23 protein-coding genes are annotated in these 24,441 nt (G+C 69.5%); 13 read left to right on the forward strand and 10 right to left on the reverse strand.

The features are described 5' to 3' along the window. The first annotated feature begins 106 nt into the window (after positions 1-106). From kynU to CES90_RS37525, 12 genes are all read left to right on the forward strand, one after another. Positions 107-1,396, forward strand: a complete 1,290-nt coding sequence (kynU, locus tag CES90_RS37470) for a kynureninase (RefSeq protein ID WP_099965892.1) — start codon at positions 107-109, stop codon at positions 1,394-1,396. Next, the gene (locus CES90_RS37475) at positions 1,393-2,889 is read left to right on the forward strand and encodes an amino acid permease (protein ID WP_189784357.1); all 1,497 of its coding nucleotides are present in this window, start codon (positions 1,393-1,395) and stop codon (positions 2,887-2,889) included. The genes kynU and CES90_RS37475 overlap by 4 nt, the downstream gene beginning before the upstream one ends. Further along, entirely contained in the window at positions 2,879-4,354 is a 1,476-nt protein-coding gene (locus CES90_RS37480) for a 2-hydroxymuconic semialdehyde dehydrogenase (protein WP_055539669.1), read from the forward strand. The genes CES90_RS37475 and CES90_RS37480 overlap by 11 nt, the downstream gene beginning before the upstream one ends. After that, positions 4,351-5,202, forward strand: a complete 852-nt coding sequence (locus CES90_RS37485; protein WP_189784356.1) for a 2-keto-4-pentenoate hydratase — start codon at positions 4,351-4,353, stop codon at positions 5,200-5,202. The genes CES90_RS37480 and CES90_RS37485 overlap by 4 nt, the downstream gene beginning before the upstream one ends. Beyond that, a complete protein-coding gene (locus CES90_RS37490) occupies positions 5,199-6,161 on the forward strand; it encodes an acetaldehyde dehydrogenase (acetylating) (RefSeq protein WP_189784355.1) in 963 nt (320 codons plus the stop codon). The genes CES90_RS37485 and CES90_RS37490 overlap by 4 nt, the downstream gene beginning before the upstream one ends. Continuing rightward, positions 6,146-7,183, forward strand: a complete 1,038-nt coding sequence (dmpG, locus tag CES90_RS37495; protein ID WP_189784354.1) for a 4-hydroxy-2-oxovalerate aldolase — start codon at positions 6,146-6,148, stop codon at positions 7,181-7,183. Before CES90_RS37490 ends, dmpG begins: the two co-directional genes overlap by 16 nt. Next, entirely contained in the window at positions 7,180-7,941 is a 762-nt protein-coding gene (locus tag CES90_RS37500) for a 2-keto-4-pentenoate hydratase (RefSeq protein ID WP_189784353.1), read from the forward strand. The genes dmpG and CES90_RS37500 overlap by 4 nt, the downstream gene beginning before the upstream one ends. Further along, a complete protein-coding gene (locus tag CES90_RS37505) occupies positions 7,941-8,366 on the forward strand; it encodes a RidA family protein (protein WP_189784352.1) in 426 nt (141 codons plus the stop codon). Before CES90_RS37500 ends, CES90_RS37505 begins: the two co-directional genes overlap by 1 nt. Before the next feature lie 26 nt (positions 8,367-8,392). Then, a complete protein-coding gene (locus tag CES90_RS37510; RefSeq protein ID WP_189784351.1) occupies positions 8,393-8,914 on the forward strand; it encodes a 3-hydroxyanthranilate 3,4-dioxygenase in 522 nt (173 codons plus the stop codon). Positions 8,915-8,918: 4 nt separating this feature from the next. Continuing rightward, entirely contained in the window at positions 8,919-9,935 is a 1,017-nt protein-coding gene (locus CES90_RS37515) for an amidohydrolase family protein (RefSeq protein WP_189784350.1), read from the forward strand. A gap of 80 nt (positions 9,936-10,015) precedes the next feature. Further along, a complete protein-coding gene (locus tag CES90_RS37520; protein WP_189784349.1) occupies positions 10,016-11,230 on the forward strand; it encodes a PucR family transcriptional regulator in 1,215 nt (404 codons plus the stop codon). 56 nt (positions 11,231-11,286) lie between these two features. After that, positions 11,287-12,507 carry an MFS transporter gene (locus tag CES90_RS37525; RefSeq protein ID WP_107467905.1) on the forward strand — a complete coding sequence of 407 codons (1,221 nt, stop codon included), beginning with the start codon at positions 11,287-11,289 and terminating at the stop codon, positions 12,505-12,507. A 208-nt stretch (positions 12,508-12,715) separates the two neighbouring features. On the opposite strand, the gene CES90_RS37530 is transcribed toward CES90_RS37525, so the two are convergent. From CES90_RS37530 to CES90_RS37570, 9 genes are all read right to left on the reverse strand, one after another. Continuing rightward, positions 12,716-14,179, reverse strand: a complete 1,464-nt coding sequence (locus tag CES90_RS37530) for a benzaldehyde dehydrogenase (RefSeq protein WP_189784348.1) — start codon at positions 14,177-14,179, stop codon at positions 12,716-12,718. A 67-nt stretch (positions 14,180-14,246) separates the two neighbouring features. Continuing rightward, positions 14,247-14,765, reverse strand: a complete 519-nt coding sequence (locus CES90_RS37535; protein ID WP_107467906.1) for a flavin reductase family protein — start codon at positions 14,763-14,765, stop codon at positions 14,247-14,249. A 30-nt stretch (positions 14,766-14,795) separates the two neighbouring features. Then, on the reverse strand, positions 14,796-15,596 hold the full coding sequence (locus CES90_RS37540) for an SDR family NAD(P)-dependent oxidoreductase (protein WP_107467904.1): 801 nt from the start codon (positions 15,594-15,596) through the stop codon (positions 14,796-14,798). Positions 15,597-15,614: 18 nt separating this feature from the next. After that, positions 15,615-16,919 carry an acyl-CoA dehydrogenase family protein gene (locus CES90_RS37545; RefSeq protein WP_055542665.1) on the reverse strand — a complete coding sequence of 435 codons (1,305 nt, stop codon included), beginning with the start codon at positions 16,917-16,919 and terminating at the stop codon, positions 15,615-15,617. 34 nt (positions 16,920-16,953) lie between these two features. After that, positions 16,954-17,805, reverse strand: coding sequence for a hypothetical protein (locus CES90_RS37550; protein WP_229913974.1), 852 nt, complete (start codon positions 17,803-17,805; stop codon positions 16,954-16,956). 146 nt (positions 17,806-17,951) lie between these two features. Further along, on the reverse strand, positions 17,952-19,397 hold the full coding sequence (locus CES90_RS37555) for a FadR/GntR family transcriptional regulator (protein ID WP_107467901.1): 1,446 nt from the start codon (positions 19,395-19,397) through the stop codon (positions 17,952-17,954). Between the two features lie 166 nt (positions 19,398-19,563). After that, complete coding sequence (locus CES90_RS37560; protein ID WP_332836408.1) at positions 19,564-20,868, reverse strand: MFS transporter; 1,305 nt, start codon at positions 20,866-20,868, stop codon at positions 19,564-19,566. Positions 20,869-20,913: 45 nt separating this feature from the next. Beyond that, the gene (locus tag CES90_RS37565; protein ID WP_107467899.1) at positions 20,914-21,291 is read right to left on the reverse strand and encodes a nuclear transport factor 2 family protein; all 378 of its coding nucleotides are present in this window, start codon (positions 21,289-21,291) and stop codon (positions 20,914-20,916) included. 6 nt (positions 21,292-21,297) lie between these two features. Continuing rightward, positions 21,298-22,779 carry a carotenoid oxygenase family protein gene (locus tag CES90_RS37570; protein WP_189784347.1) on the reverse strand — a complete coding sequence of 494 codons (1,482 nt, stop codon included), beginning with the start codon at positions 22,777-22,779 and terminating at the stop codon, positions 21,298-21,300. A gap of 195 nt (positions 22,780-22,974) precedes the next feature. Between CES90_RS37570 and CES90_RS50400 the strand changes: the two genes are divergently transcribed. Beyond that, positions 22,975-23,427, forward strand: a complete 453-nt coding sequence (locus CES90_RS50400) for an ATP-binding protein (RefSeq protein WP_332836409.1) — start codon at positions 22,975-22,977, stop codon at positions 23,425-23,427. A 176-nt stretch (positions 23,428-23,603) separates the two neighbouring features. Here the strand turns inward: CES90_RS50400 and CES90_RS37575 are convergent, their stop codons facing one another. Then, complete coding sequence (locus tag CES90_RS37575; RefSeq protein WP_107467897.1) at positions 23,604-24,389, reverse strand: IclR family transcriptional regulator; 786 nt, start codon at positions 24,387-24,389, stop codon at positions 23,604-23,606. Positions 24,390-24,441 lie beyond the last annotated feature (52 nt).

The following is a 24,441-nucleotide window of genomic DNA, read 5'->3' on the forward strand; positions in this document are numbered from 1 at the left end:
AGCGACCCACCCCGCTCATCACCACCTTCGGGCCCCCGGCGCTCAGCTTCGGCGCCTGCGTCGACCCGCATCGGTCATCCGGCACCATTTCGAGAAGGGCATTGCCTTGCTCGCGCGACCCACCGCCTCCGAAGCCGAGGCCCACCAGCTCGACGAAGCCCTCCCGGGGCACCGCGAGCTGTTCCACATACCGCCCGCCGACGGCGGCAGATACACCGAGACCGCGTACCTCGCGGGCAACTCCCTCGGCCTGCAGCCCAAGGCCACCCTCGCGGAACTGACGCAGGACCTCTCCGACTGGAGCCGCTTCGGCGTCGAAGGCCACCATGACGCCGTACGCCCGTGGTTCGGCTATCACCGCCTGCTGACCGAGCCGGCCGCGCGCCTGGTCGGGGCACTGCCCGAAGAGACCGTCGTCATGAACTCCCTGACGGTGAACCTGCATCTGCTGATGGTCTCGTTCTATCGCCCCCAGGGCGAGCGGACACAGATCGTGATCGAGGACAGCGCCTTCCCCTCGGACAGCTACGCGGTGCGCAGCCACGTGCGCTTCCGGGGCCTCGATCCGGACCAGGCGGTCATCAGGCTGCGTCCGCGTCCCGGGGAGGACTGCCTGCGCACGGAGGACGTCGTCGACTTCCTCGACCGGCAGGGACACACTGTGGCCCTGATGCTGCTGGGCGGCGTCAACTACCTCACCGGCGAGCTGATGGACATCCCCGCCATCACCGCGGCCGGCCACGCCGCGGGCGCGACGGTCGGCTGGGACCTGGCCCACGCGGCAGGCAACGTCCCGCTCCATCTGCACGACTGGGACGTCGACTTCGCCGCCTGGTGCTCCTACAAGTACCTCAACTCCGGACCCGGCGCTTTGTCGGGGGTGTTCATCCACCAGCGGCACGTCACCGACCGCGGCCTGCAGCGCCTGGAAGGGTGGTGGAGCACCGACGCCGCCACCCGGTTCCGGATGGAACCGGTCTCCCAGCCGCCGGCCACCGCCGACGCGTGGGCGATCTCCAATCCGCCGATTCTCGCCATGGGCCCGGTGCGCACCTCGCTGGAACTGTTCGACACCGTCGGCATGGCGGCGCTGCGGGCGCGCAGCGAGAAGCTGACCGGGTACCTGGAGGGACTTCTCGACGCGATCACCCACACCCGTCCACTGACGTTGATCACTCCTAGGGACACGCAACGCCGAGGCGCCCAGCTGTCGCTGCGCGTCGGCCGTACGAGCGCGGCCGACCTGGCCCGCAGGCTGCGCCACGAGCACGGAGTCGTCGCCGACGCCCGCGAGCCGGACATCATCCGGCTGGCGCCGGTGCCCCTCTACTCCACCTTCCACGACTGCTGGCGGGCCGCCGACGCGCTGGCCCACTCCGGTCCGGAGGAAAGATGACCCAGACCGGCAACGCGGCCTTTCTCCCATCTGGGCAGGCGGCCGTCGCAGGCGGGGACCAACGGCCCCCGGGCGAGCTCGTACGCTCGCTCACCCACCGCCAGACCACCCTGATCGGCCTCGGCTGCGCGCTGGGCACCGGCCTCTTCCTGGGGTCCGGTTCGGCCATTGGCATAGCAGGCCCTGCCGTGATCCTCTCCTACATCGCGGGCGCGGTACTCGTCGCCATCATCGCCCGGGTGCTGGGGGCGATGACCATCGCCCATCCCGTGCGCGGCACCTTCGGGACCATCGCCCACCTCTATCTCGGCCCGTGGGCGGGCTTCGTCGTCCGGCGGCTGTTCTGGGCCGGAACGACGGTCGCCATCGGCGGCGAGGTGGTGGCCGCGGCGATCTACATCCGCTACTGGTGGCCGCAGGCCCCGATGCTCCTGCTCATCGCCGCCGTCGCCGCCGTGGTACTGGGCGTCAACCTCTTCAGCGTCGGGTCCTTCGGCTTCGCGGAGTTCTGGCTGTCGAGCGTGAAAATGACCGCGGTGGTGGTGTTCATCGCGGCAGGACTGCTGCTGGTGTTCGTCGGACTGCCGCACACGCCGGCCACGGGCCTGGGAAACCTCACCTCGGGTGGCGGCTTCTTCCCCAACGGGCTGACGGCCGTCTGGACCGCCCTGTCCGTCGTGATGTTCGCCTTCGTGGGATTCGAGACCGTCTCCCTCTCGGCGGCGGAGACAGCCGACCCCGCACGGTCCATCCGCACCGCGATGCGTGCGCTCATCTGGCGCCTGGGACTGTTCTACATCCTGTCCATAGGGCTCATCGTCACCCTCGTGCCGTGGCGGGACGTCGCAGGCGGTGACGGGGGCGTCGACGGCAGCCCGTTCGTCCACGTCTTCACCCAGGTCGGCATTCCGGCCGCCGCCTCGCTGACCAACGCGATCGTGCTGATCACGGCGGTCTCCTCGGCCAACGCGCAGCTCTACGCGGCCAGCCGCTTCCTGGACTCCCTGGGCCACGACAGATGTGCCCCCGCCGCCGTGGCCCGTCTCAGCCGCCGCGGGGTCCCGGTGCGGGCCCTGCTGGTCTCCGCCGTCGGCATCGTCGCGGCAGCCCTGCTGGCCGCTTTCAAGGTCAACGGCGTCTTCGACCTCCTGGTCTCCGTCGCCATCTTCTCCGTCCTCCTGGTGTGGCTGCTGATCCTCGCGTCCTACCTCGCGTTCCGCCGCTCCGCTCAACCGGCCGCACCGCGGGACCTGCGGGTTCCGGGCGGCGCCTGGACGGCCTGGGCCGGCATCGCGGGTGTGCTGGCGGTGGCCTCGACCGCCGCGGTGGTGCCCGTGATGGCGCAGGCCGCCTGGGTCGGCTCCGGCTTCACCCTCGCCCTGCTCCAGGTCTACGCCCTCAAGGTCCGCCACGTGATGTGCCGGGATGCACCCGTCGCGCCGAACAAGGAGGCGGGCGAACCCGACCCTCAGGAGGCACCCCATGTCCGCTGAACCGCTGCCCGTCATCCGCAACTTCGTCGGCGGCACCTTCGCCGAACCCGACGAGGAACGTTGTCTCACGAAGACCGCCCCGGCCACCGGCACGCCCCTCGCCCAGGTGCACGAGGCGGACCGGACCCTGGTCGACCGCGCGGTCCGCTCGGCGCGCGGCGCCCTGGCGGATGGCTGGGCCCACACTCCCGTACGGGAACGCACCGCGCTGCTGCGCCGGGCGGCCGACCTGATCGAGCAGCGCTTCGAGGAGTTCGTGGCCGCGGAGGTCGGCGACACGGGCAAGCCCGTGACCCAGGCCCGCGAGCTCGACGTCGCCCGCGCGATCGCCAACTTCCGCACGTTCGCCGACATCGTGGCCGCGGCCGGCCAGGACTCCTACCTCACCGACCTGCCGGACGGGCGCCAGGCCCTCAACTACGCGGTGCGCAAACCGCTGGGCGTGGTGGCCGTGATCGTGCCCTGGAACCTGCCGCTGCTGCTGCTCACCTGGAAGGTCGCCCCCGCGCTCGCCTGCGGCAACGCGGTGGTCGTCAAGCCCAGCGAGGAAACCCCGTCCACCGCGGCCTTGCTGGCCGAGGTGCTGGCCGATGCCGGTCTGCCCGCCGGGGCCTACAACGTCGTGCACGGCTTCGGCGCCGGTTCCGCGGGCGAGTTCCTGGTGACCCACCCGGGCGTGGACGGGATCACGTTCACGGGATCGTCCGCCACCGGGACCGCGGTCATGCGGGCGGCGGCGCCCGGGGTGCGCCCGGTGTCCTTCGAACTCGGCGGCAAGAACGCCGCGATCGTCTTCGACGACGTCGATGTCGACGAGGCGCTCGACGGGCTGTGCCGGTCGGTGTTCACCAACACGGGCCAGGTGTGCCTGTGCACCGAGCGGGTCTACGTCCACCGGGCCGTGTTCACGGACATCGTCGACGGCCTGGCCGAGCGGGCCGGCCGGCTGCGGCTCGGCGACCCGTTCAGCGCGCACACCACCACCGGCCCGCTGATCTCCCAGGAGCACCGGCGCAAGGTGCTGCGCTACTTCGACCTCGCCGAGCAGGCCGGCGCCAAGGTCGTCACCGGAGGCGGCACACCGCACCTTGGCCCGGCCCTCGACGGCGGCGCGTGGATCGAACCCACCCTGTGGACCGGGCTGACCAACGCCGACCGCCCCGTACGCGAGGAGATCTTCGGTCCCGTCGCCGCGCTCATCCCGTTCGACACCGAGGAGGAGGCCATCGCCCTGGCCAACGACACCGACTACGGTCTCGCCGCCGCCGTGTGGACCAACGACCTGCGCCGCGGTCACCGTGTCGCCCAACGTATGGACGTAGGCATGGCCTGGGTCAACACCTGGTTCCTGCGCGACCTGCGCTCTCCCTTCGGCGGCGCCGGGCTCTCCGGCATCGGCAGGGAAGGCGGCGCCTCCTCCCTCCACTTCTACACCGAGCCCACGAATGTGTGCGTGCAGCTATGACGACCGACACCGACACCGAGCCGACCACACCCGCCCCGCCGACGGGAGGAGACGAAGCCATCGAGGCCGCCGTCTCCCGCCTGACCCGCGCAGCCGCCACCGGAACGCCCTGCGCCCCCGTCCGTGACCTGCTCGGCGACACCGGCATCGACACCGCGTACGAGGCGCAGAGCCGCCTCGCCTCCGCGCGGCTGGCCGCGGGAGCACGAAGGGTCGGTGCCAAGATCGGCCTGACCGCGCCCGCCGTACAGGAGCAGTTCGGCGTCTTCGAACCCGACTTCGGGATGCTCTTCGACGACATGCTCCTCGCCCACGGCGAGCCCGTCGCCCTGGACCGCTTCATACAGCCGCGCGCCGAGGGGGAGATCGCCTTCGTCCTCGACCGTGACCTCGACCGGCCCGGCGCCACCGTCGCGGACGTCCTGCGCGCCACCGCCTTCGTCCTGCCGGCCGTCGAGATCGTGGACTCCCGCGTCGCCGGATGGGACCTGACCATCACCGACACCGTCGCCGACAACGCCTCCAGCGGCGCCGTCGTCCTCGGCACCGTCCCGCACACCCTGACCGGGCTCGACCTGGCCCGGGTCGGGATGACGCTGTACCGCGACGACGAGCCCGTCTCCTTCGGTGCCGGTCACGCCTGCCTCGGCTCCCCGGTCGTCGCCGTCACCTGGCTGGCGCGCGAACTGGCCCGCCGGGGCCGGCCCCTGTGCGCCGGCGACGTGGTGATGTCCGGTGCCCTGGGACCGATGGCGGAGATCACCGACGGTGGTCGCTACCGCCTGGAACTGGACGGACTCGGCACGGTCGAGGCCCTGATCGAGCCCCGTACGGAGGACAGCGCATGAGCACCGGAACCACCGCCCGGGCCGACGGCGTCAAGGTCGCCGTCCTGGGCTCGGGGAACATCGGAACCGACCTGATGGTCAAGGTCATCCGGCAGTCGAAGAACCTGCGCATGGCGGCCTTGGCGGGCATCGACCCGGCCTCCGAGGGCCTGGCGCGCGCCCGGCGCCTGCACGTGGCCACGACCCCTGCGGGAATCGACGGTCTCCTGGAGATGGACGAGTTCGCCGACGTCCGGATCGTGTTCGACGCGACATCGGCCGGTGCCCACGCCCGTCACGCCGAAGTCTGCCGCGCCCACGGCAAACTGCTCGTGGACCTCACGCCGGCCGCTTCGGGGCCGCTCACCGTCCCTTCGGTGAACCTGGAGAAGCACCTCGCCGCCGACGACGTCAACATGGTCACCTGCGGCGGGCAGGCCACCGTACCCGTCGCCGCGGCCGTCTCCCGGGTGGCTCCGGTGGTCTACGCCGAGATCGTGGCCTCCCTCTCGACCCGCTCCGCCGGGCCCGGTACCCGCGCCAACATCGACGAGTTCACCGAGACCACCGCCCGGGCCCTGCGCGAGGTCGCGGGCGCGGCCACCGCCAAGGCCGTCATCGTGCTCAACCCGGCCGATCCGCCGGTGTCCATGCGCAACACCGTCTACTGCGTCGTCGAGGACACCTCGGCCGGCACGCTGCGCTCCATCGAGGACTCGGTGGGGCAGGCGGTCCGGGACGTCCAGGAGTACGTGCCCGGCTACGAACTCGTGCAGGACGTGCAGTTCGACGCCCTGCGGGAGGTGTGGATCCCGCACCTCGGCCGGCAAGTGACGGGCACTCAGGTCACCTGCTTCCTCCAGGTCCGCGGCGCCGGCCACCACCTGCCGGAATACGCAGGCAACCTCGACATCATGACCTCCGCCGCCCTGCGGACAGCCGAGCGCATGGCCGAACTCCGAGGATGGGTGAGCAAGTGAACCTCTACGTCCAGGACGTGACCCTGCGGGACGGCATGCACGCCGTCGGACACCGCTACACCACCGCCCAAGTCCGCGACATCGTGGCCGCACTCGACCGGGCCGGGGTGGACGCCATCGAGGTCGCCCACGGCGACGGCCTCGGCGGCTCCAGCGCCACCTACGGCTTCGGGGCCCACACCGACGAAGAATGGATCCGGGCCGCGGCCGAGGTGATCGAGAACGCCACCCTCACCACCCTGCTGCTTCCGGGCATCGGCACCATCGCCGATCTCCGCCGGGCCCGTGCTCTCGGCGTGGGCAGCGTGCGCGTGGCCACCCACTGCACCGAGGCCGACATCAGCGCGCAGCACATCGCCTGGGCACGCGAGAGCGGCATGGACGTCGCCGGGTTCCTGATGATGAGCCACATGGCCGCCCCGGCCCGGCTCGCCGAACAGGCACGGCTGATGGAGTCCTACGGAGCCAATTGCGTCTACGTCACCGACTCCGCCGGCCGGCTGACCATGTCCGAGGTGGCCGAACGGGTCGACGCCCTGCGCCAGGTGCTCGCCGACGACACCCAGATCGGCATCCACGCGCACGAGAACCTGTCGTTGTCCGTCGCCAACAGCGTCACGGCCGTCGAGCACGGGGCGCTGCGTGTGGACGTCGCGCTCGCCGGACAAGGGGCGGGCGCCGGGAACTGTCCGGCGGAGCCGTTCGTCGCCGTGGCGGACCTGCTCGGCTGGCGCCACGGCTGCGATCTGTTCGCCCTCCAGGACGCCGCCGAGGACCTCGTCCGGCCCCTGCGGGAGCGGCCCGTCCAGGTCGACCGCGACACCCTGACCCTCGGCCGCGCGGGTGTCTACTCCAGCTTCCTGCTGCACGCGGCACGTGTGGCCGCACGGCACGGGCTCGACTCCCGCCTGCTGCTCCAGGAGGCCGGCCGCCGCGGTCTGGTCGGCGGCCAGGAGGACCTTCTCACCGACATCGCCCTCGACCTGGCCCGTGTGCCCGCCGAGGCAGGAGGAACGGCATGAGCACCCCCGACCGCCTGGAACGGGCCCTGCGTCTGCACACGGCCGCTCGCCGGCGCACCCCCGTTCCCGGCCTCGCCGACACCCACTCTCTCGGCATCGACGACGCCTACGCCGTGCAGGAAGCCCTGGTCGGTCTGCGGCAGGCCGGGGGAGAGCGGCTCACCGGCGTGAAGCTGGGCTTCACCAGCAAGGCCAAGATGGCGCAGATGGGTGTCTCCGAGATCATCGTGGGACGCCTGACCGACGCCATGCGCATCGGCGACGGGGCGGAGGTGGACCTGTCGGCCTTCATCCATCCGCGGGTCGAACCGGAAGTGGCGTTCCGGTTGAGCCGCCCGGTCGACCTCGACGACCCCGCGACCGACATCGCCTCGTGCGTGGACGCGGTCGCACCGGCCATCGAGATCATCGACTCCCGCTACCAGGACTTCCGCTTCACCGTCACCGACGTCATCGCCGACAACACCTCGGCCGCCGGGTACGCCGTCGGCTCCTGGCACCCGCTCACCGACGTCGCGAACAAGGCGGTGCGGCTGCGCACCCCGCAGGCGGAGGCCGTCGGATCCACCGCGGCGATCCTCGGAGCACCCCTGGCCGCCCTGCACGCCCTACTCGACATCTGCCGCAGGCGCCGTATCCCCCTCGCCCCCGGACAGATCGTCCTGGCCGGCGCCGCCACCGCCGCCCTGCCGCTCACCCCCGGCGTCACCTCCTGCGACATCGCGGGGCTCGGCACCGTCACCCTGAAGGGCCGCTGATGAACACCGCACACGTGGTCGACGGGCAGGCCACCCCCCGAGGACGGTTCCCGCACGTCAAGGTCGTCGGAGACCTCGTCTTCGTCTCCGGCACCAGCTCCCGCAGGCCGGACAACACCTTCGAGGGCGCCGAGGCCGACGCCCTCGGCACGACCACCCTCGACATCCGGGCCCAGACCCGCGCCGTCATCGACAACCTGCGCGCCATCCTGCGGTCGGTCGGCGCCGACCTGGAGGACATCGCCCAGATCACCGCCTACCTCGTGAACATGAACGACTTCGGTGGCTACAACGAGGTCTACGCCGAGTACTTCGACGCCCACGGCCCCACCCGCACGACGGTCGCCGTCCACCAACTGCCCCACCCGCACCTGCTCATCGAGATCCAGGCCATCGCCGCCCTCGGCCGCCGCTCCGGACACTGACCCGCCATCCCTCAAGGAGACACGTCATGACCGCCCTTCCCGAGGTCATCCACTTCCAGAAGTGGATCGACGACCACGCCCACCTGCTCAAGCCACCCGTGAACAACCGCACCATGGCCCTGGGATCGGACTTCATCGTCCAGGTCGTCGGCGGCCCCAACCAGCGCACCGACTACCACGTCGACCCGTACGAGGAGTGGTTCCACCAGGTGCGCGGCTCCATGTACGTCGACGTCATGACCGAGGACGGCCCGCGAACCGTCCACATCCGGGAGGGCGAGACCTGGCTGCTGCCCGGGAGCGTGCCGCACTCCCCGCAGCGCCCGGAAGCCGACAGCATCGGCCTGGTCATCGAACGGGTCCGCGAGCCGGGCACCCTGGAGAAGTTCCAGTGGTACTGCCCCGACTGCCACGCCGTCCTCCACGAGGTGGAGCTCCAGGTCACCGACATCGTGGCCGACCTGCCCCCCGTCTTCGCCGCCTTCTACGACGACCGGCAGGCCCGGATCTGCGGCTCCTGCGGGGCCGAGCACCCCGGGAAGGGATGACCCCGTGCCCGAGCACTCGCACGAGACCGACACCATCGACATCCACACCCACTACGTCCCGCACGGCTGGCCCGACCTCCGCGCCGACGCCGGTCCCCAGGCGCCCTGGCTGCGCGTCGAGTCGGAGACCGACGCGATGATCATGCTCGGATCCCGGAAGTTCCGGCGGATCGGCGCCGAGTGCTGGGACGCCTCGGCCCGTCTGAAGGACATGGACGCCGACGGCATCGGCATGCAGGTCGTCTCACCCACGCCGGCCTTCTTCCACTACGGCCGCAGCGGTGCCGAGGCGGCACGGATCGCACGGATCTTCAACGACCTGGCCCTGGACATCGTCGCCCCGGCCCCCGACCGCCTCGTCCCCTTCTGCCAGGTGCCGCTGCAGGACCCCGACGCGGCCTGCCGCGAACTGGAACGCTGCCTGGCCAACGGGCACCGGGGCGTCGAGATCGGCAACCACGTCGGCGACCACGACCTGGACAGCGCGGGCGTCGTCACCTTCCTCCAGCACTGCGCCCTGCTTCAGGTCCCGGTCTTCGTCCACCCCTGGGACATGGACGACTCACCCCGACTGCGCCGCTGGATGGCGCAGTGGCTGACCGCCATGCCCGCCGAGACCCATCTGTCGCTCCTGGCGATGATCCTCGGCGGGGTCTTCGACCGTGTCGACGACCGGCTGAAGATCTGCTTCGCGCACGGCGGAGGATCCTTCGCCCTCTGGCTCGGGCGCATGGACAACGCCTGGCGGGGCCGCCCCGACGTGGTGGGCACCTCCGCGCACCCGCCGTCGCACTACATCGGCCGGTTCCACGTCGACTCCGTCGTCTTCGACCCCCGCGCCCTGCGCCTGCTGGTGGACACCTACGGCGCCGGACAGGTCATGGTCGGCAGCGACTACCCGTACCCGCTGGGAGAGCGGCCCGTCGGCCGCGTCGTGCGCGAGAGCGACTTCCTCTCTCCCGAGGAGAAGGCGTCGATCCGCCGGGGCAACGCCGAACGCTTCCTCGGGCTCGCCGGTTGACGGGCGGCGTGCCCGGTGCCGCGCCAGGGCCCGTGCGCAAGCCGCCTAACATGACTGCCGGACCTGCGGAGGTGAGTGAGATGTCCCAACCGGGCCGCGACGGCACGGCCGGCCGGCGGGAAGACCTGTTCTCGGTCATCGACGCCGCCGGGGAACTCCTCGACGTGCCGATCGTCCTGGAGGACACCGAGTTCCGGGTGCTCGCCTGGTCGAAAGGACAGCAGAGCGCGGACGAGGAAAGGGTCTCCGGAATCCTGGAGCGGCAGGCCCAGCCCTGGCTCGTCGAGGTGCTGCGCTCCCGGGGGGACATCGCCCGCCTGACCGCCTCCCCGGAGCCCGTCTTCCTGGACCCGGCCTCCGACCGGGCCAAGCCCCGGATGGCCTGCCGGGTCCAGCACGACGGTCCGCACCTGGGATACCTGTGGGCCACCACCCAGACCCCGTTCGACCCACAGCAGACGGCGCACTTCCGCGCCGCCGCACAGACGATCGCCGTCCGCATGAGCCGCGACGGGCAGGGCACCACTGAGCATGACGACCTGGAGGCCCTCCTGTTCGGGACGGCGGACGCCGAACAGGCCGCCGCACGACTGGGGCTGTCCACCGCCAAGGTCACCGTTTTGGCCGCCGCGCAGGGCCGGCCCGCACAAGGGGCGGCCTTCGGCGAGACCCCGTCGGACACGCTGCGTCTGTATCTGACGACCGTGCACCCCCGCTCCCTCGTCATCCGGCACGACCGCGCCACCTACGCGGTGCTGCCCTGGCCGGCATCCACGGACGACACCGAGGCCAGGGCCCGCTCGATGAACGTCGCCCGGGACCTGTGGGACCGTGCGGCGCTGCGCGAGCGCATCGTCCTGGCCGTCAGCGCCGCCGTCGCGGATCCGGGCCGGATCCCGTACGCCAGATCCCACGTCGACCGGATCAACGGGCTGCAACAGCAGTACCCGTCGGCCCCCCGCGTCGCCGCCTTCGAGGACGTCCAGCTGCTGTACGCCCTCTCCCGGCTGCGGGGCGCCCTCCGCCAGGACGGCGAGACCCTGGGCGGCGCCGTCTCCGCACTGGAACGCCACGACCGGCACCAGCACACCCAGCTCCTGGCCACACTCCGCTGCTACCTGGACCATTTCGGCGACACCAACGCCGCCGCCGCGCAGCTGCATCTGCACCCGAACACCTTCCGCTACCGCCTCCAACGCATCAGAGAGGTGAGCGGCTTCGACCCGCGTGACGCGCAGACGCGCTTCCTGGCGGAACTGCACCTGCGCATGCGCGATCTGGGGATCCCCGACTGATTAGTGTTCCGACGAATAAGTTGAGCGGCGCGGGGGCCGCCGAGGACCCTTTCGGCATGGCACTGCTCAGCGACCGCAACCTCCTGCTGCTCTTCGTCGGCCAGGGCGTCTCCCGACTCGGCGACGGCCTGTACACCGCCGCCGTCGCCTGGCAGGCATGGGCCCTCACCCACAACCCGTCGGCGGTCGCGCTGGTCACCGTGGCCGCGTACGCCCCGGCGTTCCTGGCCACCTTCGTGGCCGCCTCGTACGCCGACCGCTACGACCGCAGACGCCTGATGATCGGCACCGACCTCGCCCGTGCGGCCGTGGTGGCCGCCGGGGTGGGGATGGTGATGGCAGGTGCGCTGAACCTGACCGTACTGGTTCTGGGAACGGCCCTGCTGGCCCTCATCGGCGCGCCCTTCGCACCGGCACGGAACGCGATCGTGCCCCAGATCGTGCCGGCCGAAAACCTGCAGCAGGCCAACGGCGTGCTCCAGGTCGCTTTCCGAGCCGCCTTCTTCGTCGGACCGCTGCTGCTCGCCCCGCTACTCGCCTTCGGCTCCTTCCCGCTGGTCATGGCGGTGGACGGGCTCACCTTCCTGGTCTCCGCGGCGGCCTTGTCGGCACTGCGCGTCCGCCGTCCCGCCCCGGCCGGGCCGCGCGTCCGGCTGGGCGCGGACCTCGCCGCCGGCCTCGCAGCCCTGCGGGCGGCGCCCGATGTGCTGGTCGTCATCGCGACCTTCGTCCTCGCGCTCGCCGTGGCCAGTGGGTTCCTGGCCGTCGGTCTGGTGGTTCTGGTCGGCCAAGGCGGTGAGTACGGGCTCATGCTGGGCATCGCCGGCCTCGCCGAGATCGCCGGCGCCCTGGTGCTCGTACGCCTGCCTCTGCCCAGACTCGCCGTGACCGCGGTCCTGGCCTGGGCCCTGCTCGGAGCCTTCCGCCTTCCGCTGGGCCTGGTCCACGCGCCTGCGGCCATCGCCGTGCTCCTCGCCGTCACCGGACTCGCGTCGGCCCTGACCGACATCCCGTTGATCGCCTTCGTCCAACAGCGCATTCCCGAGGCCCACCTCGCCAAGGCTCTGGGCCTGTGGGAGGCCGGTATCGCCGGCGCGCTGGCGGTGTCGCCGTTCCTGGCCTCCAGCGTCATCGGACACATCGGAGTGGATCGCGCCTTCATGGTCTCCAGCGCCGTGCTCATAGCAATCGCGCTCGCTGCCGCGGTTGCGCTCACAGCGATGTCAGGAGCCCGCAGCCGCCCCACCGAGCGCGTCACGGTCCTGTCGCAGCCGTGACCCCTTGCGGGATGGCGACGGCTAGGGGCCATTCGTAGCCGCTGGCCAGCGCGTTTCGTCGGTGCCCCTACGCCCCTGGACTTACGAAGATGCGAGCGGGGAGGCTGATGCCGCTGCGGTTACCCGCTCAGTCTGGGGGAGACTGCGGCCCGGCACCCGTTTCAACTGGTTCACGGTGACCTGAGCTCCGCGCCGGGGCAGCCTGGAATCAGAAGGGGTAGGCGGGGATGTCGCCCCGGACGGTCACCCACTGTTGCTCGGTGAAAGCCTCGAGGTTCGCGGTGGCGCCGCCGTGACGGGAACCGTTGCCGGAGTCGCCGCGACCGCCGAAGGGCACGGTGGCCTCGTCGTTGACCGTCTGGTCGTTGATGTGTACGAGCCCGGTGGGAATGCGTTCGGCCAATACCAGACCCTTGGCGATGTCCCGGGTCAGCACGCCCAGCGAGAGTCCGTACTCGGTTCCGGTGGCCAGCCTCGCCGCCTCGTCCAGATTGTGGAAGGGCACCACGGGTGCGACCGGGCCGAATATCTCCTCTCGGTAGGCGCGTGCGGTCAAGGGGACGTCGGCCAGCACGGTCGGCCGGTACAGAAGGCCCTCGTAGGTGCCACCTGCCACGAGCCGAGCGCCTGCCGCCACGGTGTCGTTGACGACAGCGTGCGCGGCCTGCAGCTGCTGCTCGTCGATCATGGGACCAACTGCCACCTCGCTCCTCGCCGGGTCTCCCACTGTCACGGCATTCGCCCGCCGGACCAGCGACTCGACGTACTCCTCGGCGATCGACGCGTGCACCAGATGCCGGCTTGAGGCCATGCAGATCTGCCCCGCATGGTGGAAGGAGCCGAACGCCCCCGCGGACGCCGCCTTCTCCACATCCACGTCGTCCAGGACGATCAGCGCCGAGTTGCCCCCCAGTTCGAGGTGGACGCGCTTCAGATGCCGCGTTGCCGCTGCCGCGATCGCTTTTCCGGCCCTCGTGGATCCGGTGAAGGCGATCACGGGCACCTGGGGGTGATCCACCAGTGCCGCGCCGACGTCAGCGCCCCCCGGCAGTACGTGCAGCAGGCCGCTGGGGAGCCCCGCCTCCTCGAAAACCCTCGCGATCACCACACCGCCGCAGATCGCGGTCCGGGGGTCGGGCTTGAGGACGACGGCGTTTCCCAGAGCCAGCGCCGGAGCCACCGCTCGCATCGCCAGCACCATCGGTGCGTTGAACGGGGAGATCACACCGACAACGCCGACCGGGCGCCGACGGGAGAACGACAGCCGGTCCTCCACGGAGCGGAGCACCTCCCCGAACGGCGCCGCGGACAGTGCCGCGGCTTCGTGGCACTCCTCCGCTGCGCCGTTGGAGGTCTGGAAGTCTGCGAATGCCCTCAGCGCTCCCGACTCCCGCACGATCCAGTCGGCGATCTCGGAGTGATGCTCTTCGAACAGGCGCGCAGCACGCCGCAGGACCTGTGCCCGTTCGACGTACGGCAGCGCCGCCCACTGCTGCTGCGCCCGCACCGCCTGCCCCACGGCCCGGCCCAGGTCGTCGGGCGTGGCAGCACCGACACGACCCAGCGTCTCGCCGGTCGCCGGCTCGAGCGCGTCGTACGATTCGCCCGAACCCTTGATCCACTCGCCGGAGAAGATCCTTTCCGACCAGTCGCCTGCTTCCAGAAACGTCATGATGTTCTGCTCCTCATAAGGTGATGGGGGGTCAGCCGCTGCCGCGATTGACATCGCCGCCCGTCGGTCAAGCCGAAGCATGCGTCCGGGCGGGGGGCTGGGACGAGCCGAGTCGCTCGAAGTGCCCTTGGTGGAACACCAACGGCCTCACCTGCGGAAACAATGCGGTCCCGCGTAGCCGTAGCACGGCGATCACGTGGTCGCCCGCCTCGACTTCGGAGTCCAGCGCGCATTCCAGCCACAGCACCGTGCCCGGCAGGAAGACCGCGCCGGATTCCCCGGCCTGCCATCGGACATCCGCGAAACGATCTTCCGCCGAGGAGGCGAGCGCCCGGCACAAAGTCGCGTGGTCCTCGGCGAGCACGCTGACACCGAGGCTCGGCACCTGGCGCAGCGCCTCCCACGTGCGGGAAGTGCGTGCCGCACAGAACGACACCAACGGCGGCTTCAAAGAGACCGGAACGAACGAGCTCGCCGCCATCCCGACGGGCCGGCCACCCACGAGGGCGCAGACCGCGACCACTCCGGAGGGCAGATGACCGAACGCGCGGCGCAGCTCTTCGGGCGTCTCCTGGGATGCTTGCATCGACACTTCTCTCCTCGCCGCCTGAGCGGTTCAGTTGATGCCGCCGTCGATGACCAAGTTGACGCCGGTCACGAAGTCGGCGCGGGGGCTGGCCAGGTAGCAGACGGCGGCGGCGATGTCCTCCGGCCTGCCGATGCGGCCGGCGGTCTGGCGGAACACCTCGACGGCGATGTGGCGCTCGTGCGCCTGCCACCCGCCCTCCAGCCGCATCTCGGCAGCGATGGCGGCGAGTTCCGCGGCGGAGCCGGGCGTGTGGATGATGCCGGCACTGATGGAGTTGGCCGTGATGCCGGTTCCGGCCAGGCCGCGGGACAGGCTGCGTGTCATGTTGATCTCCGCTGCCTTGGCCGCCTGGTAGTCGGGGAAATTGGGCGGTTGGTGCAGGGCGATGGCGCTGGCGATCTGGATGACGCGTCCCCAGCCGCGCTCCCTCATGGCGGGGACCAGGCTGTTGACCAGGGATGCGGTCGAGATCACGTTCAGCTTGTACGTCTCGAGCCAGTTGCCGGGCGAGGTACCGAACCAGCCGTCGCGCTCCCAGCCTCCATGGCGTCCGCCCGCGTTGTTGACCAGGATGTCCACGCCGCCGGAGTCGAGCAGCCGTCGGCAGACGGCGTCGACCTGGTCGGCGTCCGTGAGGTCGCCGAGCACCTCGTCGGCCTGGCCACCGTTCTCCCGGATCATCGCCGCGATCTTGGACGTGCGCTCCCGGTTCCGGCCGTGCACGACGACGTGGGCGCCCTCGTCGGCCAATGCCAGCGCGATACTGGTGCCGATGCCTGAGCTGCTGCCGGTGACGAGGACCCGCTTGCCGTTCAGTTCGAGGTTCATGATGTCTCCTGGTCCAGCTCAAGCGACGGGTTCGACGATGCGCGGGGCCTCTGCGGCCTTGGCCACTCCGGGCACGGCCGCCATGCCGTCGGTGAACGGTGTCTGCCCCAGGAGATGCCGTCCGCTGATCTCCGCCGCCGGGTCGAGCCGGGTGGAGCCGTGGGTCAATGCCACCCGCGCATCGCGTGCGAAGCGCTGAATCGGGTTGCGCAGACCGACCGTGGACGAGCCGAGCGCGATCTGTATCGCGTCGATGGCGGCACCACAGACATTGCCGGCGTGCACGAAGTCCATGGTGATCTCGGACTCCTCGGCCGCCGTGAACGGCTGTCCGGCGCGCGCCTTGCGGTCGATGTGATCCGCGCGGCCGAACAGCAGGCTTTCCGCCGCGTTGATCATGGCGCGCGTCTTGCCCGCGACGACCTGCACCGACGGAGTGGCGGCCAGCGTGTCGTAGGGGAGGTTGAAAGGCTTCTTGCGCCGGCTCTGGTCGAGGAAGCAGTCGAAGGCGCCCTTGGCCATTCCCAGGACCACAGCCATGGTCTCCATGGCCACGATGAGCATCAGGCCTCGGGCGTCGAGGGCGAAGCCCAGCCCCGCGTAGCGTTGGTGCAGGCCGTCCAGACGCCCCGGCAGGCCGGCGAGATCTGCGACGCGCCGTTCGGGGACGAAGACTTCCGCAGGTGTCGTGACGCTGTTGCTGGAGGAACCGGACAGTCCCATGACGTGCCAGTCCTCGACGATCTCGTACTGGCCCTTCTCCAGCAACGCCATCGCGCGCGTCGTGGTGCCGGGGGCGGTTTCCACCTCGATGCCGACGACCAGATAGGCGGCGTGCTTGGAGCCGCTGCCGAAGCCCCACCTGTTCCCGGCCTCGATCACGTAGCCGCCCGGAACCGGGCGGGCCTTCTGAATCCTCTCCGAGAACAGCGAGGCGCTCGCAACGACCGGCCCCGGCCACTGCGGAGCGCGTGCGTAGACCTCGGTGACCGTCTCCTGCGGGAAGGTGAGCATGACCCGGGTGAACCCGCTCGCGATCATGGCGGTCCAGCCCGCCGATCCGTCGCCGCTCGCCGCCGCGCTGACGATTTCGGCCAGATCGCGCGCCCCGAGGGCATAGCCTCCGAGTTCCAGCGGCACTGAGGCCCGGAACGCTCCGGCCTCGTGCAGCGCATCGAGCGTGGGCGACGGCAGACAGCCGATTTTCTCACCTTCCGGGGCGTACTCCCGGATCAGCGGTACCGCTGCCCGCACGGCGTCACGGATGCGGCGCCCTTCCGGTGTCGTGAACGGTGACTCGTGTATAGACCCTGGATCAGTCATAGCTGGCGCTTCTTTCATATACATATCTTTTCGCTCACCAAGCCGATGGTGTGCCGAGCGGCAGGATTTCTCGTATTTCGTCGATACTGCGTATTTCGTTGTCGACCACTTTGAAGAGGGCCATCATGTAAAAAGAGCCGTTGTCGGGTCGCGGGCTGCCGGGGACGGGGTGGAAGTCGACGACGACCACACTCGCCGCGATTCCGCGGGCCACGTCGACAACGGGACAGCGACGCCCACGGGCCTTGGGCCTGGCGCCTCGGGTGTTGTTCAGGCAACTCGCGACGGTGTGGACGGTGGCGTCCGGAGACAGCAGAGTGGTGAGGGTGTTCGTCACCTTCTTGCCGTTGTCATAACGGTCACAGCGGTATCCGAAGCGAGCCAGGCTGCCGTCGCTTTCCTGCAGTGCGGTCCAGTAGCTGTCCGCCGCAAGGGCCAGCCCGTCTCGGTCGCAGGCTCGGTCGGGCGGAACCGGTGCGCCGTAGAGCACGTCGGGTGCCAGCAACTGGTCCACATCGGCGAAGTGCCCGCTCGGATCCGTGCTGATGACGGCCTCGGCCTCGGTCACCTCGTCCCCGACGACCTTCAGTCGCAGGCCGAACGGCTGGCGTTGTCCCGCCGTGACGACGACCCCCATGGTCATGAGCTGCCCCTGGACCGGATCGGCGAAGGTCTGTAGGCCGAGGAAATCCTCGGCGGTCGCCCAGAGCCCCTGTCCTGGTGCGACCTCATCGGCGTTCTCCGTCGCCCGGAATGAACGCGCGAGGCTCGCGAGGCCCGGATCGTGCCCCACCAAGCTCTGCAGGAAGCTCTCCCCGTGCCTGAAAAGGTCCCGCTCGGTTTCCCAGCTGTGCGTCATTCCGGCACCACCAGTCAGGGTTCGCATTCCTGCCCGCTCCTGCTCTTCGAGTGGATGTCTTCTATCGGCCCCGGCAGATTGACCCTAGGTCTCGTCCCTCTCGGTAACCAGACGGCGTATTCGGATCTGTCGGGGTTATCGACTGCGAAGGGGCCGGGTGCGATTCACCGGATTCACCGGAATTCCGGCTCCTGCCCTTCGAGCACAGCTCGGCGGTACTGCGCGAGCATTTCCTGTTTCACGGCCTGAAGCCGGGCCGCTTCCGGTGCGTCACGACGGCCGATGGCCCGCAGGACATCGTGTGTGGACTGGGCGAAGAACTCGATGACCCAGGACGGCGCATGCAACTCCTCGCTCATGCTCCAGGACACATAGGCCTTGATGCCATTCACGAAGAGCGACAGCAGCACATTGCGCGCAAGACGGTTCTGCAGCCGTTCGATCAGCTGGACGCTGGCTATCGGTGCGGCACTCGTCAGTTGCCGCAGTTCATCGAAGAGCGCGTCGAAAAGCTCGGCATCGCGGGGACCTGTCTTCCGGGCGGCGATCTCGGCCATCTCGATCATGAGACTGCCGAGTGCCAGGGCGGCGCCCTCAGGCGGTTCGGAGTGCGATGCGAGGTAGACGCAGACCTGACGGCTCAGGGGGGCCGGGCTCGGGCACCGGGTCATCAGGCCGTGTCCGCGTCCGGGCAACGTGACCGCTGTCTCCGCGTCCTCCATCATGCGGATTGCCTGGCGGATAACGCTGCGGTCGACGCCGAATCGTTCAGCCAGTTCGCACTCGTTGCCCAGTGGCCGGCCTCGCACCCATTCCTCTGGCGTGATCTCCGACATCATCCGCCGCACGGCCGCGAAGGCGGGTATGCGCATCTGCTCGAGCGGCTCCGGCACCGGCGTGCCCTTCCAGCCGCCTGTCCGTGCGACCTGCGCGAGGGTGTCCCGCGCCGCGCCGCAGAAGAGCGTACGTGCCAGACGCACGGCGTCCTCCGTACGGCCGCGATCGAGGTCATGGATGATCCGCTGCCGTATGTCGGCCAGCGCGTCGGCCCCCAGGGCGGTACTCATCCGCGGCAACAGCGGGGCCAGGACGTCGTTGAAGTACTTCAGCGGACCGCTGCCGCTTCCGTCGATCACCTCGGCGGCGAACCGCCCGAGCAGCCCGGCGGTGTCCGGTATCCCGCCGTCGTCCGCCGCCTGGTTCTCCCATATCGGCCTGCCGCCGGCCTGCCGTGACCGGTCACCGATGAGACGTACGGCGCTGATGTGGACGGCACTCCACGCCTCGACGATGTCCGGCAGCCCCAGGCCGGTGAGGTAGGCGTAACCCCCGATCATGACCAGCAGATGTGTCCCGCCCGGCCTGGCGACCGCGATGCCGCCCTGCGGACCGCGTCGTACCCGCACCTCGTCACGTGCCTCCAGCACGCGTACGGCTTCCCGCATGACGTCCCGGCCGACGCCGTAGTACGCGGCCATGTCGGCCTCGCTGCCGTAAACCTTGCCGACCGGCCAGCCATCGCGGATGAAACGTTCCTCCATGTCCCGGGCGACAACCAGAGGCAGCTTGGTCAGTCGCTCCTGGTCGCCGACCACGCTGGAGTAGAGCTCCGACAGCATGTTTCCCGTCGCTCCGGTCGCTCCGGTCGTAAGGGGGCGCTGTACTCCGCCGGGGCCATCGAAGGGCCCGCGAGAGCGTCTAATTGTGTTCATCGCTGTCCCTCAGATCCGGGGGGTGGCGGAGCAACGGGCGTGATCGCACTCGGTTGCCGGCGGCTCGCCGACGCTAGGGGGTTGCCTCCTGTCCGGAGAGGCGTGTGTCCGTCCCGCCCGTGACCGTGTGCGTCCTGCCCGCATCGCGAGGAGCGGGCTTGACCACCGCGTAGATGTACGGCTTCAGGGTGAACATGAGCAGCGCGGAAACGGTGGTGGCGGCCACAGCGAGTGAGATCGGGAGCGTGTAGCTGCCGGAGGTGTCGAAGCCCATACCGATCAGCGTGGGCCCGGTTCCGATGCTGATCATGCTGCACGCGAGGCTGATGCCGAATATCTCGGCGGACGCCCGAAGCCCGAAGTACCGGGTGATCAGGTAGGGCAACAGGAGCGTCACGGCGGTCAGCGCGCATCCCATCAGGACGACTCCGACGCCCAGCATCCACAAGGTGTCCCCGGCGGCGAGAAGCAGGACCAGGCTGATCGCCGGCAGGGTGTAGAGCACGGCGGCGACGCGGTGCGACCTGATGCGGTCGGTGAGGGAGCCGGAGAACAGCACGCCGACCATCCCGGACACCGCCATGAGGGACACCAGGAAGGTCGCCGTGCCGCCGGTGACGCCGCGGCCGGTGAACCAGTGCACCATGTGCGCCTGCGTGCCGATCAACGAACTCGTCGCGAGGCACTCCGCCGCCGTCAAGGTCCAGAAGGTCCGGGACCGGTATGCCCGCTTCGCGGGCACGCCTTCGAGGACCGCTGGGGACGGCGTGACAGCAGCCGGGGAATCCGTGGCGGCATCCGCGCTCCGCACCTTCAGGAAGAACAGGGCCGATATGCATCCGACGACCAGGACAGCGGCGGCCAGCACCTCGTAGGCGGTGCGCCAGCCGAATGCGTCGATCAGCCATCGCGCCACCGGCGCGACCAGGGACTGCGACAGTGCGGGGGCCACCGCGACCACCAGACCGAGGGCGAGCGCCCGGTTGCTGTCCCACCACGAGGAGACGACGCGCACGTGGGCTACCGGCCCGGCCAGTGCGGCACCGATGCCGATGCAGACGGCGGATGCCCAGAACACGAAGCCGGTTGAGTGTATCTGGGACAGGCCGAACAGCCCCAGGGCGAAGGTCGCGACACCGATGGTGACCGGGATCCGCACCCCGACCCGGTCGATCAGGCGCCCGCTGAAGGGAGTACTGAAAGCGCCGATGTAGGCGGACACCGTGAACACCAAGGTGAAGACGGAGACGCCCCAGCCCATCGATGCCGAAACCGGACCGAGAAAGACCGACAGAGATCCGACGTAAATCGCCGACATGCCGAAGGACATGCAGAGGAAAGCGGCGATCGTAGCGGAGATACGAGCATATGACGACATTCGAAAACCCTCTCGCGACCGGGCTCCGTTGCCCGAATTCGACGTCTATCCTGCTTCTTTGGGAGCGCCGTCCCAGTGCTCGGCGAGCTTGCCGTCCTCGATCCGCCACATGTCGAACCAGTAGGAGCGGTAGGTCTTTCCCGGGGCGTCCGGGTCGGGCAGGTCCCGGGCCAGCATCATCACGACCTTGTCTCCTTCGGCGACGAATACCGGAGGCTCGGGCGCAGGGCGCATGGATTCCCGTGCTGCGCGAGCCTGATCGGTTTTCGTCCACTCGATGATCGCGTCGGCTCCCGAGTCGATGTTGGGGTTGTGCTGGATATAGGACTCGGTGAGGTATTCGCGCGCCTGTTCCGAGGTCGAGGGATCGACGAGGAGTGACATCATCTTGAGCACGATGTCCTTGGGCTGGTCGCCGGACATGGTGGGTCACCTCCAGGAGGGGACGAGGGCGCCGTCGATCCACGTTGAATGGATGCCGAGGCGCATGCGTACAGGAAGCCGCAGCCGGGCGACCGGCCCGCTTGCAAGGTCGAGCGTGTCGAGGATGACGAGTTCGCTGCGCTTTTCCGTCGGCCAGTTGAGCGTGGCGATCAGATAGCCGTCGTCCTCCGCGGACTCAGGGGACTTGGTGAAGTACACAGGGTCCTGGAACGTCGCGGCCGGCCCGGGATACCAGTCGTCACGGGTCCCGGCCACCAGATCGAAGTGGCTGAGCTGGTTGAACATCACCGGATAGGGGCGGCCGTTGACGTCGGTCTCGAGCTTGTCGCGGTCGAGCGTCGGCACGAAGACGTGGCGGTACGGCTTCGACTCGCGATGCGGGTCGATGTGCGGCCCTTCGCCGTTGACGACTGCCAGCACCTCCCGCTCGGTGAGCCGCTCCTCGCCGGTGTGGTAGTCGATGTGCCAGCGCACGTGCCGTGTGGTGACGCTGCCAGGAGGCGTCGGCCTGCCGTTCTTGTCGGGCACGACCGGTGCGAAGCCGTTGCCGTCCGCCTCGTACAGGTCGAAGACGATGACGCCGTCCTCCTCGTAGGCGTTGATCGTGTGGCCGGGAAAGGCCGGCGGGGCCTGGAACCAGCGCACCTCGGAAGCATCGCCGAAGCGCGGAATGACTCCGAAGACCTGCGGAAGGTCGCCGTCGTACACGAAGTGCGGGCCGCCGGCCTTCAGACGGTCGAGGTCGCTGGTAATGGGCATGACCGGGAAGAGCATGAAGTTCTCGGTCAGCGCGCAATCGTGGATCATGGCCGAGTACGGTGCCTCGAACCAGGTCTCGTGGATCACCTTGCCCGAGGCGTCGATCACGTAGTAGGCGATGTCGCGTGTGGTCTCGCCTTTCGCGGCGTAACCGAAACCGAACATCTCGCCGGTGTCCGAGTCGAATTTCGGGTGGGCCGTGAAGGTAAGACTCGTGATATCACCGTGCGCATCCCACACGCCCCGGGTCTCGAGGGTTACGGGATCGATCTCGTACGGCAGTCCGTCTTCCTTCGACGCCAGCATCCGGCCGGCGTGGAAGTAGATGGCGGTGTTCGCCGTCGTACGGCTCGCGCCGGCGACGCTCGGGTCGTCGGAGTACGGATCCCGGTAATTCCCGTAAAGGGATCGGCGGGCCTCGCGCTCGAGCAGAAAACGCTCGGTGCGTACATAGCGGGTCCGGAAGTCGACGCAGCCGTCCTTGATTCGGAACGCGCGTACCGCACCGTCCCCGCCCGCAGCGGTGGTCATCGGCCACAGCACCGGGACCTCGGGAACATACACCTGGTCGGGAACCGCCTGGACGAACAGACCATCGATGTCCGCGGGTACTGTGCCCTCGACGACCTCCAGATCGAACACCTCGATATCGAACCGGCACGGCTCGTCCATTCCCATGGTGATTTCGGGTGGAAAAGTCCTTGCCATGAAGCCGTCTCCTTTGACTGCCGTCGCGCAGAATTTCGCCACGAGCTGCGGTTTTCTGACAGTAGGACGCGGTCGCTGCCCAAACCAGACGGTGGAATCACCGCACCCCACTTCCGGTGACGGCCGGGCAGGCACCAGGCGCCGCGCACGCTCGCTGACCTGGGCTGTTATCCCTGTGGTTTCCGTGTTGACGCTATGGCTCGGAGTCGTTGCCTTGCGTCGTGGTCAGTCGCTGACAGAACTCGCTGGGGGCAGGCGAGTTTGGTCAGCACGGGGCCGACTCGGGTGAGTTTCCGCAGAAAGAAAGGTGGTGGCTTTGCCGCCATCGGCAGATCCGAGCGGCACCGAGGAAATCGACGTGGCCGAGATATTCGGCGACCCGCGCCGACTGGGCCAGATCCTGGAGAACCCGCTGCGCAACGCCCGCATCCACACCCAGCCGCCCACCCGTGTCCACGCGCGGGTGGGCACGACAGAGACCGGACCCAGAACCGGCGGCACCGACCGGCCGGGACGTACCTCGGCCTCGCCATCGCCGCGGCCATCGCCCAGAGCCACGGCGGCCGCCTCGAACTCGACGCAGTCCCGGGCGAGGGCTGCACCTTCCGCCTGGTCCTTCCCGCAGCCGACTTCGTGCAGGGCCGTTGATGAGTCGGTGTCTTCGGGTGCCAGAGATGATGCGCGGTGCTCGCGCTGGTACGGGGCCCGACGGTCCGACAGACCGTCGACTGTGCCGTGATACTGAAAAACTGTGTGCCAGGCGCACGCTCGAGCCCTGGCACGGCTTGCCGCGCCACCCCGCCCGGACGGAGCAGGACCAGGGGTCAGCCCGCGACGACGGCCATCCGCTCGCTGATCTCCTGCGCGGTGGCCAGGACCTTCTGAGCGATCTCCGTCTCCGCCTCCGGGTAGACCCGGGAGGCGAGGGCGGCCACGCTGACCGCCGCGACCACCCGCTTGTTCTCGTCCCGGATCGGGGCAGCGATGCCGACCACGTCGGGATCCAGTTCGCCCCGGGTGACGGAGTAGCCGATGCGGCGGATCCGGCCGAGTCGTTCCATCAGGGCGTCGACGTCGGTGAGGGTGGCCGAGGTGAAGCGGCGCAGTTCGGCGCTCTGCAGCAGCCCGCGGGCTTCGTCGTCCGGGCTCCAGGCCAGCAGGACGAGGGCGGAGGCGCCGGCGTTGATCGGCAGGGCGCTGCCGCGCTCGTACGAGATCCGCACCGCGCGGGTGCTTTCCGCGCGGTCGACGCAGACCACCAGGTCGCCGGTGCGCCGGGTCAGCAGCACGGTTTCGTGCACCTCCTCGGCGAGCGATTCCATCGACGGCACCGCGACCTCGGAGAGACCGTAGCTGTGGCGGGCCAGTCGGGCGATCTCCAACACTCGTAGGCCGAGCCGGAAGCCGCCGCCCGGGGCTTCTTCGAGGAAACGCCCGGCCACCAGACTCTGGAGGTAGCGGTACGCGGTGGAGCGCGCCACGCCGAGCCGCTCGGCCACGGCGGCTCCGGAGACGACGAGATGGACGTCGTCGAACATGGTCAGGATGTCCAGCGCCCGGTCGGCCGTGGAGTTGCGCTCGCGGTAGCTGGGAGACATGTTTCCTGACATACGAGAACTCTAGTGGGTGGGCGTGGGCCGGTGGAGACCCTGCGGTGCCGCA

This window comes from Streptomyces capitiformicae (assembly GCF_002214185.1).
Classification (GTDB): Bacteria; Actinomycetota; Actinomycetes; order Streptomycetales; family Streptomycetaceae; genus Streptomyces; species Streptomyces capitiformicae.